14 protein-coding genes are annotated in these 13999 nt (G+C 70.6%); 4 read left to right on the top strand and 10 right to left on the bottom strand.

Annotation, left to right across the window (positions count from 1 at the left end; all coding sequences use genetic code 11):
- Nucleotides 1-5: 5 nt before the first annotated feature.
- The 4 genes from BLQ62_RS04910 to purS form a co-directional block, all read right to left on the bottom strand.
- A complete protein-coding gene (locus BLQ62_RS04910) occupies nucleotides 6-1478 on the bottom strand; it encodes an amino acid permease (RefSeq protein ID WP_068566948.1) in 1473 nt (490 codons plus the stop codon).
- 62 nt (nucleotides 1479-1540) lie between these two features.
- A complete protein-coding gene (locus BLQ62_RS04905) occupies nucleotides 1541-2809 on the bottom strand; it encodes a M18 family aminopeptidase (protein ID WP_068566950.1) in 1269 nt (422 codons plus the stop codon).
- Complete coding sequence (purQ, locus tag BLQ62_RS04900; protein ID WP_068533361.1) at nucleotides 2809-3492, bottom strand: phosphoribosylformylglycinamidine synthase subunit PurQ; 684 nt, start codon at nucleotides 3490-3492, stop codon at nucleotides 2809-2811. The genes BLQ62_RS04905 and purQ overlap by 1 nt, the downstream gene beginning before the upstream one ends.
- A complete protein-coding gene (gene purS / locus BLQ62_RS04895; protein ID WP_068533363.1) occupies nucleotides 3489-3728 on the bottom strand; it encodes a phosphoribosylformylglycinamidine synthase subunit PurS in 240 nt (79 codons plus the stop codon). The genes purQ and purS overlap by 4 nt, the downstream gene beginning before the upstream one ends.
- Before the next feature lie 82 nt (nucleotides 3729-3810).
- Between purS and BLQ62_RS04890 the strand changes: the two genes are divergently transcribed.
- Nucleotides 3811-4458, top strand: a complete 648-nt coding sequence (locus BLQ62_RS04890; RefSeq protein WP_068566952.1) for an MBL fold metallo-hydrolase — start codon at nucleotides 3811-3813, stop codon at nucleotides 4456-4458.
- 10 nt (nucleotides 4459-4468) lie between these two features.
- On the opposite strand, the gene BLQ62_RS04885 is transcribed toward BLQ62_RS04890, so the two are convergent.
- Together BLQ62_RS04885 and BLQ62_RS04880 are read right to left on the bottom strand one after the other, a co-directional pair.
- Nucleotides 4469-5167, bottom strand: a complete 699-nt coding sequence (locus BLQ62_RS04885; RefSeq protein WP_068533367.1) for a DUF2334 domain-containing protein — start codon at nucleotides 5165-5167, stop codon at nucleotides 4469-4471.
- 68 nt (nucleotides 5168-5235) lie between these two features.
- Nucleotides 5236-5727 (bottom strand): glutathione peroxidase, encoded by a 492-nt coding sequence (locus BLQ62_RS04880; RefSeq protein ID WP_068566954.1) that lies wholly within the window; start codon nucleotides 5725-5727, stop codon nucleotides 5236-5238.
- Nucleotides 5728-5809: 82 nt separating this feature from the next.
- Here BLQ62_RS04880 and BLQ62_RS04875 point away from each other — a divergent pair, with 82 nt between their 5' ends.
- Together BLQ62_RS04875 and BLQ62_RS04870 are read left to right on the top strand one after the other, a co-directional pair.
- Nucleotides 5810-6304: a MarR family winged helix-turn-helix transcriptional regulator gene (locus BLQ62_RS04875; RefSeq protein WP_160126334.1), complete on the top strand. Its 495-nt coding sequence runs from the start codon at nucleotides 5810-5812 to the stop codon at nucleotides 6302-6304.
- Complete coding sequence (locus BLQ62_RS04870; protein ID WP_068566958.1) at nucleotides 6301-7908, top strand: DHA2 family efflux MFS transporter permease subunit; 1608 nt, start codon at nucleotides 6301-6303, stop codon at nucleotides 7906-7908. Before BLQ62_RS04875 ends, BLQ62_RS04870 begins: the two co-directional genes overlap by 4 nt.
- Before the next feature lie 87 nt (nucleotides 7909-7995).
- Here BLQ62_RS04870 and BLQ62_RS04865 read toward each other — a convergent pair whose 3' ends face one another.
- Genes BLQ62_RS04865 through BLQ62_RS04855 form a run of 3 tightly spaced genes read right to left on the bottom strand, consistent with a single transcriptional unit; the run spans nucleotide 7996 to nucleotide 11493 of the window.
- Nucleotides 7996-8505 (bottom strand): hypothetical protein, encoded by a 510-nt coding sequence (locus BLQ62_RS04865; RefSeq protein WP_068566960.1) that lies wholly within the window; start codon nucleotides 8503-8505, stop codon nucleotides 7996-7998.
- Nucleotides 8506-8515: 10 nt separating this feature from the next.
- A complete protein-coding gene (locus BLQ62_RS04860; RefSeq protein WP_068566962.1) occupies nucleotides 8516-10606 on the bottom strand; it encodes a S9 family peptidase in 2091 nt (696 codons plus the stop codon).
- A complete protein-coding gene (locus tag BLQ62_RS04855; RefSeq protein ID WP_068566964.1) occupies nucleotides 10603-11493 on the bottom strand; it encodes a phosphoribosylaminoimidazolesuccinocarboxamide synthase in 891 nt (296 codons plus the stop codon). Before BLQ62_RS04855 ends, BLQ62_RS04860 begins: the two co-directional genes overlap by 4 nt.
- A gap of 128 nt (nucleotides 11494-11621) precedes the next feature.
- On the opposite strand from BLQ62_RS04855, the gene BLQ62_RS04850 reads away from it, so the two are divergent.
- Nucleotides 11622-12563, top strand: a complete 942-nt coding sequence (locus BLQ62_RS04850) for an endonuclease domain-containing protein (RefSeq protein ID WP_160126336.1) — start codon at nucleotides 11622-11624, stop codon at nucleotides 12561-12563.
- A gap of 3 nt (nucleotides 12564-12566) precedes the next feature.
- On the opposite strand, the gene purB is transcribed toward BLQ62_RS04850, so the two are convergent.
- The gene (gene purB, locus BLQ62_RS04845; RefSeq protein WP_068533380.1) at nucleotides 12567-13994 is read right to left on the bottom strand and encodes an adenylosuccinate lyase; all 1428 of its coding nucleotides are present in this window, start codon (nucleotides 13992-13994) and stop codon (nucleotides 12567-12569) included.
- Nucleotides 13995-13999: the final 5 nt, after the last annotated feature.

Below are 13999 nucleotides of genomic sequence, written 5' to 3'. Positions count from 1 at the left end.
GGGGATCAGCCCCGCGCGGCCCGCCACTGCGCGGCGGCCTTCTTCTCCTCCGCCACGCGGGCGGCGAAGGCACGCCGCGCGGCGAGGTGCTCCGGGTTGCGACGCAGTACGAGGTACGCGGCACCGACGATGAGGAACCAGATCGGCGTCACCAGCATCGCCTGCAGCGTGTCGGTCTCGCGGGTGAAGGCCCACAGCAGGAACAGGAAGAACGCGAAGATCACCCACGGCATCACCGTGCCGAGCGGCATCTTGAAGGCGCTCTCGGCGTGCGCCTGCGGGCGGCGGCTGCGGTACACCAGGTAGCTGACGAGGATGATCGTCCAGACGAACATGAAGCACAGCGACGAGACCGTGGTGACCACCGTGAAGCCCGCGGACTTGTCGAGACCGAAGCCGAGCAGCACCACCGAGGACAGCAACATCACGCCGGTGAGGAACAGGGCGTTCTGCGGCACCTTGCGGCTGGAGAGCTTCGCGAAGATCCTCGGGGCGTCGCCCTCGGTGGCGAGGCCGTAGACCATGCGCGAGGTGGAGTAGATGCCCGAGTTCGCCGACGACATGGCCGAGGTCAGCACGACCGCGTTGACCAGGTGCGCGGCGGCGCCCAGGCCCGCGAGGGTGAAGAGCATGACGAACGGCGACTCGTCCTTGCTGAACCGGTCCCACGGCACCACGGACATGAGCACGACCAGCGAGCCGACGTAGAAGAGCAGGATGCGGATCGGGATCGAGTTGATCGCCCGCGGCAGGTTCTTCTCCGGGTTCTTCGTCTCGGCCGCGGTGGTGCCCACGAGTTCGATGCCGACGAAGGCGAAGACGGCGATCTGGAAGCCCGCGATGAAGCCCATGAAGCCCTGCGGGAACATGCCGCCGTGCTCCCAGAGGTTGGCGATCGAGGCGCGGGCGCCGTCGTGCTCGAAGCCGGTGATGATGAGTACCGCGCCGACGATGATGAGCGCCACGATCGCGACGATCTTGATCATGGCGAACCAGAACTCGGTCTCGCCGAACGCACGGACCGTCGGCAGGTTGAGGCCGATGAGCAGCACGATCACCGCGACCGCAGGGATCCACGGCGGAATGTCCTTGGCCCAGAAGGTGATGTAGACCGACGCGATGACGACCACGTCGGCGACGGCGGTGACCACCCAGCAGAACCAGTAGGTCCACCCGGTGAAGTGCGCGGCCCACGGGCCCAGGATGTCGCCGGCGAAGTCGGAGAAGTTGCGGTACCCGGTGCGGCTGAGCAGCAGCTCGCCCATCGCGCGCATGACGAAGTAGAGCATGAACCCGATCACCATGTACACGAGGATCACCGACGGCCCGGCGACCGAGATCGTCTTGCCGGAGCCCATGAACAGGCCGGTACCGATGGCGCCGCCGATCGCGATGAGCTGGATGTGGCGGTTGCTCAGGGCTCGGGTGAGCTGCTCACCCTCCTCCGGGTTCGACGGTGCCGCAGGTGAAGTGGTCATGAGACGGGACACTAACCGAACCCGGTGAGGCGCGGTTCACTCGGGGAGGCCGGGCGCCGCGGTCACGCGGGGGCGAGGAAGGCGGCCAGCGCCGCCGCGTAGAGGCCCACGTCCGCGGAGCCCATCAGCTCGCGGGCGCTGTGCATCGCGAGTTGCGGTGCGCCCACGTCGACGGTGCTCAGGCCGGTGCGGGCCGCGGTGATCGGTCCGATCGTCGAGCCGCAGGGCAGGTCGGCGCGGTGCACGTAGCGCTGCAGCGGCACGCCCGCCTGCTCGGCGGCGAGCGCGAACACGGCCTCGCCCACGGCGTCGGAGGCGTAGCGCAGGTTCTGGTTCACCTTGAGCACCGGTCCGCCGTTGACCGCGATGCGATGCGCCGGCTCGTGCCGGTCCGGGTAGTTCGGGTGCGTCGCGTGCGCCATGTCGCCCGAGGCGCACACCGAGCGGCTCATCACGCGCAGGAAATCCTCGCGGTCGCCGCCGGCGGCGAGCACGATCCGCTCGAGCACCGTCAGCAGCAGGTCGGAGGCGGCGCCGCGGTCCGAACCCGAGCCGACCTCTTCGTGATCGAACAGCGCGAGCACCGGGGTGATCCCGTCGACGGCGGGGGCGGCGACGAGCGCCTCGACGCCGGCGTAGCAGGTGCCCTCGTTGTCGAGCCGGGGCGCGGAGAGCAGGTCGCCGTCGGCGCCGACCACCCGGCTCGGCGCGAGGTCGTGCGTCATCAGCTCCCAGCCGAGGACGCGCGCCGGATCGACGCCGGCGGCGGCCGCGACGAGGTCCACGAAGGGCCCCTTGGCGCCCACGCCGCGGATGGCGTTGACGTGCCGCTGCGGATCGAGCTCGACGCCCTTGCGGTTCTCGGAGAGGTGGATGGCGAGCTGCGGCACCCGGAGCACCGGCTCGTCGATGCGGACGGTGACGGTCTCGGCACCGTCGGCGCCGCGGACCGAGAGTCGGCCGGAGATCCCGAGGTCCCGGTCGAGCCAGGAATTGAGCCAGGCGCCGCCGTAGGGCTCGAGGCCGACGAGGGCGAGCCCGGCGGATTCGAGGTCGGGGTGCTGCTTGACCCGCAGGTTGGGGCTGTCGGTGTGGCCGCCGACGATCCGGAAGGCGCCGTCCGTGCCGAAGCCGCTGGTGTCGAAGGCGACGATCGAACCGCCCCGCACCACGTAGTGCTTGCCGGCGGCGGGCCAGCGGTCACCCTCGGCCAGCGCGGTGTACCCGGCGGCGCGCAGGCGCGCCGCCGTCGTCTCCACCACGTGGAAGGGCGAGGGCGAGGCGTCGACGAACGCGCACAGCCCCTCGGCGGTGGCCCCGGTCGTGGTCATCAGGCCGAGAGCACCGCGTCCAGCGCGGAGTAGAAGATGCCCAGGCCGTCGTCCGACGGGCCGGTGAGGGCCTCGGTGGCGTGCTCCGGGTGCGGCATGAGGCCGACGACGCGGCCGTTCGCGGAGGCGATGCCGGCGATGCCGCGCATGGCGCCGTTCGGGTTGCCGGCGGCGTAGCGGAAGGCCACGCGGCCCTCGCCCTCGAGCTCGTCGAGGGTGTGCTCGTCGGCGACGTAGCGGCCCTCGCCCGACTTGAGCGGCACCAGGATCTCGGCACCCGGCTCGTAGCGGGAGGTCCACGCGGTGTTCGTGGCCTCGACGCGCAGCCACTCGTCGCGGCAGATGAAGTGCAGGCCCTCGTTGCGCACCAGCGCACCGGGGAGCAGGCCGGCCTCGCACAGGATCTGGAAGCCGTTGCAGATCCCCAGGACCGGCATGCCCTTGTTCGCGGCGGCGACGACCTCGGTCATCACGGGCGCGAGGGAGGCGATGGCGCCGGCGCGCAGGTAGTCGCCGTAGGAGAAGCCGCCGGGCACGACGACCGCGTCGACGCCCTGCAGGTCGTGGTCCTTGTGCCAGAGCGAGACGGCCTCGCCGCCCGCGCGCTCCACGGCGCGCGCCGCATCGACGTCGTCGAGCGTGCCGGGGAAGGTGATGACGCCGACCCTCGTCGCGCCGCTCATGCCTGAACCCGCGTGATGGTGAACTCCTCGATGACGGTGTTCGCGAGCACGTCGGCCGCGATCTTCTCGAGCTGCTCGTCGCTGAGGTCGCCGTCGACCTCGATCTCGAACCGCTTGCCCTGCCGCACATCCGCGACACCGTCGAAGCCCAGGCGGTCGAGCGCGCCCACGATCGCCTTCCCCTGCGGGTCCAGGATCTCGGCCTTCGGCATCACGTCCACCACAATCCGTGCCACGTTGCGGCTCCCTCTCGATTCGACCGCGCTCTCGGGTGTCGATCGCGCTTCACGGGGTAGTTTACCGGCGCATACTGGGCGCATGCGACTCACCCACTACCGCCATTCCTGCGTCCTCGTGGAGATGTCCGAGACCCGGGTCCTCTTCGATCCCGGCACCTTCTCCGCGGGCTTCGAGGGCCTCACCGACCTCGATGCGATCGTGATCACCCACCAGCACCCGGACCACATCGATCCCGACCGCATCGATGCGCTGGTCGAGGCCAATCCCGGCGCCCAGCTGTTCGCCGATCCGACCACCGCCGGCCGCCGCGGCGACCGCTGGATCGCGGCGCTCCCGGGCCACGACTACGGCATCGGCAACCTCATCGCGCGGGCGGTCGGCGGCGTGCACGCCGTCATCCACCCGGACATCCCGACCATCGACAACACCTCCTTCCTGCTCGGCGACGAGGCGCGGCCCGCGCGCTTCTACCACCCCGGCGACGCCCTGCACGTGCCCGAGGACGTCCGGGTCGAGGTGCTCGGCCTGCCCGTGAACGCCCCGTGGTGCCGGATCAGCGAGACCATCGACTTCTTCCGGGCGGTGCGGCCCACCGCGGCCGTCCCGATCCACGACGCACTGCTGACCGCCGAGGGCGCGGGGGTCTACCTCGGGCGGCTCGAGGAGCTCCGTCCCGACGGTGCCGAGTTCGTGCGCTGGGGCGCGCAGGACGCGCGCGAATTCTGAGCGGCGCCGCTCAGGCCGCGACGAGTAGGCGCGCGCGGTGCTCGTAGACCGCGGGGACGGCACCGTGGTGCAGCGCGAGGTCGACCGCGTCGAGCATGGTGCGCGAGACCGTCGAGGACTCGAGCCGCCGGGCGTCGACCGCGAGCCGCAGGACCCCGCCCCGTCGGGCGATGCGGTTGGCCTGGGCGAGCAGGGCGCGGCACCACCAGGGTTCGCTGAGGAAGCCGTCGCCGATGCCGAGCACGCGGGCCTTGTCCTCCGCGCCGGTCACCAGGTCGGTGATCGCGGTGTAGCCCAGGTTGAGCCGGAAGCCGGCCTCGGGCAGCGCGAGCACCGCCCCGGTGGAGGCGTTCCAGCGCGGCGCGGCGAAGACGCGGGTGCGCAGGCCGACGGTCTCGAGCACCCGGTCGGCGGCGGCGAGGCGCAGCTTGGCCTCGTGGGCGCCGAGCGTGGAGAACTCCGCGCGGCGGCGCTTGGTGGCGGCCTGGTCGTAGCCGTTGAGCACGATCGCGTCGCCGCCCGCGCGCCGCTCGCGCAGGAAGGACTGAGTCGACGGGTCGTCGACCAGCCGGTACTTGCCCTTGAGACGGGGCGCCACGAGCAGCGAGACGGGGACGCCGCGCTCGTCCATCTGCGCCGCGAACCGCTCGGCGTGCGCGCGCGTGGCGTCGGAGAGGGCGGAGACCGAGACGTACAGCGGCGAGCTCATGTCCGCAGTGTGCGCGCCGCAGGTGTCCCGTTCGGGGACGAAAGGTTGCGTGTCGCTGAACGAGCCGATCAGGCGGGCAGGACGGCCTCGATCGCGCCGACCACCGCGTCGGACTCGGGCTCGGTGCGCGGGCGGAACCGCTGCACCGCGACGTGGTCCGGCGCGATGAGGAACTTCTCGAAGTTCCACTGGATGTCGCCGGCCTCGCCCTCGGCGTCGGCGGTCTTCGTCAGCTCGGCGTAGAGCGGGTTCCGGCCCTCGCCGTTGACGTCGGTCTTCTCCAGCAGCGGGAAGGTGACGCCGTAGCTGGTCGAGCAGAAGGTGGCGATCTCCTCCGCCGTACCGGGCTCCTGTCCCGCGAACTGGTTGCAGGGCACGCCGAGCACCGTCAGGCCGCGGTCGGCGTAGCGGGTGGCGAGGGCCTCGAGTCCCGCGTACTGCGGCGTCAGGCCGCACTTGCTGGCGACATTGACGACGAGCACGGCCCGTCCGGCGTAATCGGCGAGCGAGGTGGCGGCGCCGTCGAGCGTGGTCAGGGCGATGGAGTCCAGAGCGGTCATGCGCCCGAGCCTACGCCCGGATGTAACGCAGGACACATCTATCTCGTTTGCGCAATGGTTGCGCGAGAGTTACCGTTTTTGGGTGCAAGCAACTTCCAGGGACGTGACGCCCGAGGCCCTCACCGAGGTCTTCGGGGAGTTCATGGGCCGTCTCATGTGCAATGTCACCCAGGAGAGCCTGGGCACGATGCTGTCGTCGGACATCACCGCGCACCAGTTCCACATCCTGCTGCAGCTCACCGCTGCCGATGCCCCGCTCCCGATCAACCGGCTCGCCGATGATCTGGGACTGTCCGTCGCCGCCACGGGACGGAACGTGGAGAAGCTTGTCCAGCTCGAGATGGTGGATCGACGTGAGGACGCAGCGGACCGCCGGATCAAGAACCTGACCATCACCGACCTCGGACGAAAAACAGTTGCGTCCGCGGTCAGCGACAAGCACCGTGAGGTGCTCGGTTTCGCGGAACGACTCCCGCTGGAGCTGCGCACGCGGCTGCACGACGTGATGGTCGAGATCCTCGACGAGGGCCTGATCCCTCCGAACCCCTTCTTCACCGCAATGAAAGAGAACGCATGAGTACCGAGAACACGCTCGACAAGAGCGAGATCCCGCACGCGGGTGAGGGGCTCGACAAGCGAGTCCTGATGGTGGCCGGCGTGGTCGTCCTCGGGTCGATCATGGCCATCCTGGACATGACGATCGTCGCGGTCGCGCAGAACACCTTCCAGTCGCAGTGGGGCGCCTCGCCCGCCACCGTCGCCTGGACGATGACCGGTTACACCCTGGCGCTGGCCGCCGTGATCCCCGTGACCGGCTGGGCCGCTGACCGGTTCGGCACCAAGCGGCTCTACATGACCGCCACCTTGCTGTTCGTCCTCGGCTCGGCGCTGTGCGCCGTCGCGAATTCGATCGAGATGCTGATCCTGTTCCGCGTGCTGCAGGGCCTCGGCGGCGGCATGCTCATGCCGCTGGGCATGATGATCCTGACCCGGGCCGCCGGCCCGGAGCGCATCGGCCGCGTCATGGCCGTGCTCGGCATCCCGATGCTGCTCGGCCCCATCGGCGGGCCGATCCTCGGCGGCTGGCTGATCGAGTCCTTCTCGTGGCACTGGATCTTCCTGATCAACGTGCCGATCGGCGCGATCGCGATCGTCTACGCCTGGTTCGTGCTCGACAAGGACGAGCCCGTCAAGGGCCAGAAGTTCGACCTCGTCGGCTTCCTGCTGCTCTCGCCCGGCCTCGCACTGTTCCTGTTCGGCATCTCCTCGATCCCCGAGGCGCAGTCGGATTCGTCGATGTACACCGGGCGGGTCATCCCCGCCACGATCGTCGGCCTCGTGCTGATCATCGGCTTCGTCTTCTGGGCGCTGCGCGCCAAGCTGCCGCTGCTCGACCTGCGGCTGTTCAAGAACCGGAACATGACCGTCGCCATGATCACCTTCGCGATGTTCGCCATGGCCTTCTTCGGCAGCTCGATCCTGTACGCGCAGTACTTCATCGGCATCCGCGGCGAGTCGACCCTCATGGCCGGCCTACTGCTGGCCCCGCAGGGCCTCGGCGCCATGCTGACCATGCCGATCGCCGGTGTGCTCACCGACAAGATGGGCCCGGGCAAGTTCGTCATGACCGGCCTCGCGCTGATCACCGGCGGCATGATCGCCTTCACGCAGGTCTCCGCGGACACCCCGTACTGGATCCTGCTGGGCTCGCTGCTGATCCAGGGCCTCGGTATGGGTATGACGATGATGCCGACCATGTCGGCCGCCATCCGCACCCTGGCTCCGGAGTCCATCTCCCGCGGTTCCACGCTGACGAACATCGTCCAGCAGATCGCCGCCTCGATGGGCACCGCGATCTTCTCGGTGCTGTTCACCAACTGGCTGACCAACGCGGGCTCGCCGATGCAGACCCCGCAGGGCGAGGTGAACACCGGCGCGCTGGCCTTCCGGCTGAACTCGAGCCCGGATGCCCGAGATAAGGGCATCGCGATGTTCCAGGGCGAGAGCGGCTTCTCGAAGTTCCTGCACGAGAACCTACCGTTCGCGGCGGAGGCCTTCGGCAACACGTACTTCGTGGCCGCGATCCTGGTGGCGCTGTGCATCATCCCGGCGTTCTTCCTGCCGCGGACGCACCAGGCGGACACCGAGGCCGCCGAGCGGCAGATGGTCATGCCGCACTGATCCTCATCCGATCCGAAGAGTGCCCGGCCCCCTGTGGGGGCCGGGCACTTTCGCGTCTTCCGGGGTGTCGCGTCCTCCGGGGCGGCGTCAGCCGGTCACGGTGAAGGTGAGGCGGGGCAGCACGTCGAGCTGCTTCGCCACCGGGTCGATGTAGCGCGCGAGCGCGGCGAAGTCTCCGCGGTCCCCCGACGCGCACGTGTACGCGACGGTCCGCTTCGGCTCGGAGCCGGGATTGCGGTAGGTCAGGCGGTACGTCGCCGCGCCCGGGCAGGGCGTCCCGGTCGCGGACGCCGGGATCGACGGGGCCGTCTGCACGAGGGCGCGCTGCGCCGGGTTGTCGAGCCGCTCGGTCTGCGTCTTCGCGGGCTTCGCCGTGCCGTCGACGGTGCCGTAGCCGCCGACCTTCGCCGTCGCGACGCCGTCGCGCACCTCGATCACGTACTCCTGGTGGTACTGCGGCGCGGTCGCCGGACCGACGTAGGAGTAGGTCACCGTCGGCCCCGCGGGCCCGCCCGCGCCGTCCGGGGCCGCCTGGGCGGGCGCGGCGAACGGGACGAGCACCGCAGCACAGACGGCACCGAACACGATCTTCTTCATGATCGCGAATCTACTGGGCGACCCCGAGCCTGTCGAGGACCCAGGCGTACTCGAAGGCGGTCTCGCGCCACTTCGCGTACCGACCGCTGACGCCCGCGTGGCCCGCGACCATCTCGGTCTTGAGCAGGATCTGCTCGCCCGAGGTGGTGTGGTCGAGGAGCTTGGCCACCCACTTCGCGGGCTCGGTCGGGAGCACGCGTGTGTCGTTGAGCGAGGTGGTCGCGAGGATCGCGGGGTAGGGCTTCGCGGCCACGTTCTCGTACGGCGAGTAGTCGCGCATGTACCGGTACACCTCGGCGCTCTCGAGCGGGTTGCCCCACTCGTCCCACTCGCCCACGGTGAGCGGCAGGCTCGGGTCGAGGATGGAGGTGAGCGGGTCCACGAAGGGCACGTCGGCGGCGATGCCGGAGAACAGTTCCGGCGCCAGGTTCGCCACGGCGCCCACGAGCAGGCCTCCGGCGCTGCCGCCCATGGCGACCAGGCGCTGCGGCACCGCGCGTCCCGCATCGACGAGATGCTGTGCGACGTCGACGAAGTCGGTGAAGGTGTTGCGCTTCTCCAGTTGCTTGCCGTGGTCGTACCAGGCGCGGCCCATCTCGCCGCCGCCGCGCACGTGCGCCACGGCGAAGACCACGCCGCGGTCCATGAGCGAGAGCCGGGCGACGGAGAACCACGGGTCCAGCGTGGCCTCGTAGGAGCCGTACCCGTAGAGCAGCGTGGGCGCGGGCCCGTCGCCGACGTCCTTGCGCCGCACCACCGATACCGGTACCCGTGCGCCGTCGCGGGCGCTCACCCAGACCCGTTCCGCGGTGTAGAGCGCGGCGTCGTAGCCGGGGACGTTCGCACGCTTGAGCACGGTCTGCTCCCCCGTGACGGGGTCGAGCTCGAGCACGGTGCCCGGGGTCACGAAGGACTCGTAGGCCAGGCGCAGCCGCGGCGCGTCCCACTCGGGGTTCGCGGCGGGGCCGAGGTTGACCAGCTCCTCACCCGGGTCCCACTCGGTGAACTCCGGTGCGGCCGTGGCCTCCGCGAGCGCGAGGCGCGGCAGGCCGCCCCGTCGGTACCCGAGGGCGAGCCGTCGGGCGTAGGCGTCCACGTACTCCAGGCGCACGTCGTCGCGGTGCGGGACGAGCACCGTCCACTCCCCCGGCGCGCCGACGGGGGCCGAGGCCAGCTCGAAGTTGATGCCGGTGCGGTTGTGCAGGAACAGGAACCGGTCCTCGCCGCCGAGCACCGCGTGCTCGACCGAGTACTCGACGTCCTCCTCGCGCGGCCGCAGCACGCGGAACTCCCCCGTCGGGTCGGCGGCGTCGAGCACATGGGTCTCGGAGCTGAGCGTCGACGATGCGGCGATCATGAGGTACTTCTCGCTGCGGGTGAGCCCGATGCCCACGCCGAACCGCTGGTCGGTCTCGTGGAAGACGCGCACGTCCTCGGCGGCCGAACCGATCTCGTGCCGCCAGATACTGTCGGCGCGCCAGGCGTCGTCGACGGTGGTGTAGAACAGGTGCCGCCCGTCGAGCGCCCACGTCGCGCCGTAGAAGACGCCCTCGACGGTGTCGGGCAGCAGCTCACCGGTCTCGATGTCGCGCACCCGCAGGGTGAACCGCTCGTCGCCGGAGGTGTCGAGCGAGAACGCGAGGAGGGCACCGTCGGGCGAGACGGACGCGGCGCCGACCGCGATGTACTCGTGCCCCTCCGCCTCGACGTTGAGGTCGAGCAGGACCTGCTCGCCCGGCAGCGGCTCCTCGGACAGGACCGGCGGGGTCCAGTCATCGGGGCCCGCGATCGGTGCACGGCAATGGATCCCGTACTGCTTGCCCTCGACGGTGCGCGCGTAGTACCAGTGGCCGCGCCGACGCTGCGGGACCGACATGTCGGTCTCCTGCGTGTGCGCCTTGATCTCACCGAAGATCTTCTCGCGCAGCGGCTCCTGGCTCGCGGTTGCGGCCTCGGTGAAGGCGTTGTGGGCCCGCAGGTAGTCGAGCACCTCCTCGTTCGAGGTGTCGGCGAGCCAGGCGTAGTCGTCGACGACGGTGTCGCCGTGGAACGTCCGGGGCGCCGGGACCTTCTTCGCGACAGGCTGCCCGGGGCCGGTCACTGCGCGCCGCCCGGCCAGTCGGCGAAGCTCAGGCCCGAGATGCGCTCGTAGGCCTCGATGTAGCGGGCGCGCGTGCGCTCGACGACATCCGCCGGTAGGGGCGGCGGCGGGGTGCCCGCATCCGTCGACCAGCCGGATTCCTTGGTGAGCCAGTCGCGCACGATCTGCTTGTCGAAGCTCGGCAGGGCGACCCCGGGCTCGTAGAGCGCGCCGTCCCAGTAGCGCGAGGAGTCGGGCGTGAGCACCTCGTCGGCGAGCAGGAGCTCCCCGTCGGGGGTGCGGCCGAACTCGAACTTGGTGTCCGCGAGGGTGATCCCGCGCTCACGGGCGATGTCCGCGCCACTCGAGTAGACCGCCAGGGTCAGCTCGCGCAGTCGCGTCGCCAGCTCGAGGCCGACCTCCTCGACGACCCGCTCGAACGAGACGTTCTCGTCGTGATCGCCGACGGCCGCCTTGGTGGCGGGGGTGAAGATCGGCGGGTCGATCCGGCTGCCGTCGACGAGGCCCTCGGGCAGCGGCACGCCGCACACCTGGCCGTTCGCGCGGTACTCCTTGAGGCCGGAGCCGGTGAGGTAGCCGCGGGCCACGCACTCCACGGGCACCATGTCGAGCCGGCGGGTGATGAGCGCGCGGCCGAGCACCGATTCCGGGATGCGCGGATCGTCGACCGGGCCGGCCAGGTGGTTCGGCACGCCGAGCGCGTCGAAGAAGAACACCGACATCGCGGTGAGCACGCGCCCCTTGTCGGGGATCGGCGTGTCCAGGATGTAGTCGTAGGCGCTGGTCCGGTCACTCGCGACGAGCAGCAGGTGCTGCTCGTCCACCTCGTACAGCTCGCGGACCTTGCCCGAGTAGATCGGCGTGTATTCGCTCAGTTCAGGACGCACACCCCAACCCTATCGCCCCTGGGGTTTCCTGCGGTTTCCGCGGGCGGATCGCAGGTCGGGGTCACCGAAACCGCAGGAAACGCGGGCCGAGGGATCCGCACGCGCCGCTGATGCGTCCAATTCATATGATGCGCCGGACCCGCGACGCCCTCCTCGCCGCGACCGAGCACGGCGTCCGCACCGACTCCGTCTCGGTGATCCGGGGCGTGCGGCGGGACGGATCCGCGCCCGTCAGCCCGCGGGACGTCCGCGACGCGCTGGCCGTCGCCTACCCGCAGCTCGTCTTCACCGGGTGGACGGCCGCCGCCCTCCACGGCGCCCAGTTCACCGACGGGCATCCGCCCGAGATCTGGTTGCCGCAGCAGCGCACGCGCAGCGGCATCGTCATCCGTTGCGGCGCGCTGGCACCGGAGGACGTCGAGATCGTCCTGCGGCGACGCGCCACCTCGGGAGTGCTCACGGCCGTGGACATCGCGCGCCGCACGGCCGGCGACGAGGCGATCGCGGGCTTCGACCAGTGCCTGCGGCCCGACCGTTACGGCAGGTCCGTGACCACGGCGGGCGCAGTGCTCGCGTACCTCGACGCGCGCCCGGGTCTGCACGCCGGTCGTCGGGTACGGCAGGTGCTGGCCGCATCGAGCGATGCGGCCGACTCGCACTGGGAGACCTACAGCCGGCTGGTCGTGCACCGCGCCGGGTTCGCGTTCTTCCGGCCACAGGTCCGGATACCCGGCACGCGCTACCGCGTGGACCTCGGCTCGGAGCGGTACCGGATCGCGATCGAATACGACGGCGACCATCACCGTTCCGTCGCGCAGCAGCGCCGGGACGTCGCCCGGTGGAACGCGATCACGGGCCGCGGGTGGGCCATCATCCGCGTGACCGCGTGGAACCTGGCCCACGATCGGGCGACCTTCGTCGCGCGCCTGGAGACCGAACTCCGAGCGCGCGGCTGGTCGGGCCCGCCACCGGTGGTCCCCCGGCTGGCGTTGCCCCCGAGTTCTGCGGTTTCCGTGGGCGAATCACAGGTCGCGATCACGGAAACCGCAGGGAACGCGCGGCCCGCGTAGCGATCAGAGGATGGGGGCCGGGTTGTAGGCGGCGGCGTCGGGGTACTTGGCGGTCAGCGCTTCGACATCGGCGACGACCTGGGCGACCTGGGCCTCCGCGGCACCGGTGAAGGCGGCGCGATCGGCGAGGGCCTCGTCGAGCTGCGCACGGGTCAGGCCCAGGCGGGGATCGCCGGCGAGGCGGTCGAGCAGGTCGGGCTCGCGGCCCTCCTCGCGCATCGCGAGCGCCACGGCGACGGCGTGCTCCTTGATCGCCTCGTGCGCGACCTCGCGACCGACCCCGGCGCGCACCGCGGCGATGAGCACGCGGGTGGTGGCGAGGAAGGGCAGGTAGCGGTTCAGCTCGTTCTCGATCACCGCCGGGTAGGCGCCGAACTCGTCGAGCACCGTCAGGAAGGTCTCGAAGAGGCCGTCGATCGCGAAGAAGGCGTCCGGCAGGGCCACGCGGCGGATCACGGAGCAGAAGACGTCGCCCTCGTTCCACTGCGAGCCCGCCATCTCGGCCGCCATGGAGCCGTAGCCGCGCAGGATCACCGTCAGGCCGTTGACGCGCTCGCAGGAGCGGGTGTTCATCTTGTGCGGCATGGCGGAGCTGCCCACCTGGCCGGGCTGGAAGCCCTCGGTGACCAGCTCGTGCCCGGCCATGAGCCGGATCGTCGTGGCCATCGACGACGGTCCCGCCGCCACCTGGACCAGGGCGCTCACCACGTCGTGGTCGAGAGAGCGCGGGTAGACCTGGCCGACGGACACGAGCGACTGCGCGAACCCGAGGTGCTCGGCCACCCGGGTCTCGAGCGAGGCCAGCTTGGCGGCGTCGCCGTCGAGCAGGTCGAGCATGTCCTGCGAGGTGCCCATCGGGCCCTTGATGCCGCGCAGCGGGTAGCGGCCGATCAGGTTCTCCAGCCGCTCGATCGCGACCAGCAGCTCGTTGGCGGCCGAGGCGAAGCGCTTGCCCAACGTGGTGGCCTGCGCCGCGACGTTGTGCGAGCGGCCCGCCATCACCACGGACGAGTACTGCGCCGCGCGCTCGGCGAGCCGGGCGGCCACTGCGACGGCGTGATCGCGCACGTACTCCAGCGAGCGCAGCACCTGCAGCTGTTCGACGTTCTCCGTCAGGTCGCGCGAGGTCATGCCCTTGTGGATCTGCTCGAAGCCCGCGAGATCGCTGAACTCCTCGATCCGCGCCTTCACGTCGTGCCGGGTGATCCGCTCGCGCTCGGCGATCGACGCGAGATCGACCTGGTCGACGACCTTCTCGTAGGCCTCGACGGCACCGTCGGGCACGTCCACCCCGAGATCCCGCTGCGCCTTGAGCACCGCGATCCACAGCTGGCGCTCCAGCACGATCTTGTACTCGGGCGACCACAGCTCGCGCATGCGCGGGCTGGCGTAGCGGTTGGCGAGGACGTCGGGGATGCGGGGAGTGCTCACGGGGC

This window comes from Tsukamurella pulmonis (genome assembly GCF_900103175.1).
Classification (GTDB): Bacteria; Actinomycetota; Actinomycetes; order Mycobacteriales; family Mycobacteriaceae; genus Tsukamurella; species Tsukamurella pulmonis.
Note: the sequence above shows the minus strand (reverse complement) of the source record. Positions and strands in the feature narration are given on the sequence as shown.

Excerpts from the sequence above, each read along its gene's own strand:
- BLQ62_RS04910 (WP_068566948.1), bottom strand. The coding sequence starts at position 1,478 with ATGACCACTTCACCTGCGGCACCGTCGAACCCGGAGGAGGGTGAGCAG.
- BLQ62_RS04905 (WP_068566950.1), bottom strand. The coding sequence starts at position 2,809 with ATGACCACGACCGGGGCCACCGCCGAGGGGCTGTGCGCGTTCGTCGAC.
- purQ (WP_068533361.1), bottom strand. The coding sequence starts at position 3,492 with ATGAGCGGCGCGACGAGGGTCGGCGTCATCACCTTCCCCGGCACGCTC.
- BLQ62_RS04890 (WP_068566952.1), top strand. The coding sequence starts at position 3,811 with ATGCGACTCACCCACTACCGCCATTCCTGCGTCCTCGTGGAGATGTCC.
- BLQ62_RS04885 (WP_068533367.1), bottom strand. The coding sequence starts at position 5,167 with ATGAGCTCGCCGCTGTACGTCTCGGTCTCCGCCCTCTCCGACGCCACG.
- BLQ62_RS04880 (WP_068566954.1), bottom strand. The coding sequence starts at position 5,727 with ATGACCGCTCTGGACTCCATCGCCCTGACCACGCTCGACGGCGCCGCC.
- BLQ62_RS04870 (WP_068566958.1), top strand. The coding sequence starts at position 6,301 with ATGAGTACCGAGAACACGCTCGACAAGAGCGAGATCCCGCACGCGGGT.
- BLQ62_RS04865 (WP_068566960.1), bottom strand. The coding sequence starts at position 8,505 with ATGAAGAAGATCGTGTTCGGTGCCGTCTGTGCTGCGGTGCTCGTCCCG.
- BLQ62_RS04850 (WP_160126336.1), top strand. The coding sequence starts at position 11,622 with ATGCGCCGGACCCGCGACGCCCTCCTCGCCGCGACCGAGCACGGCGTC.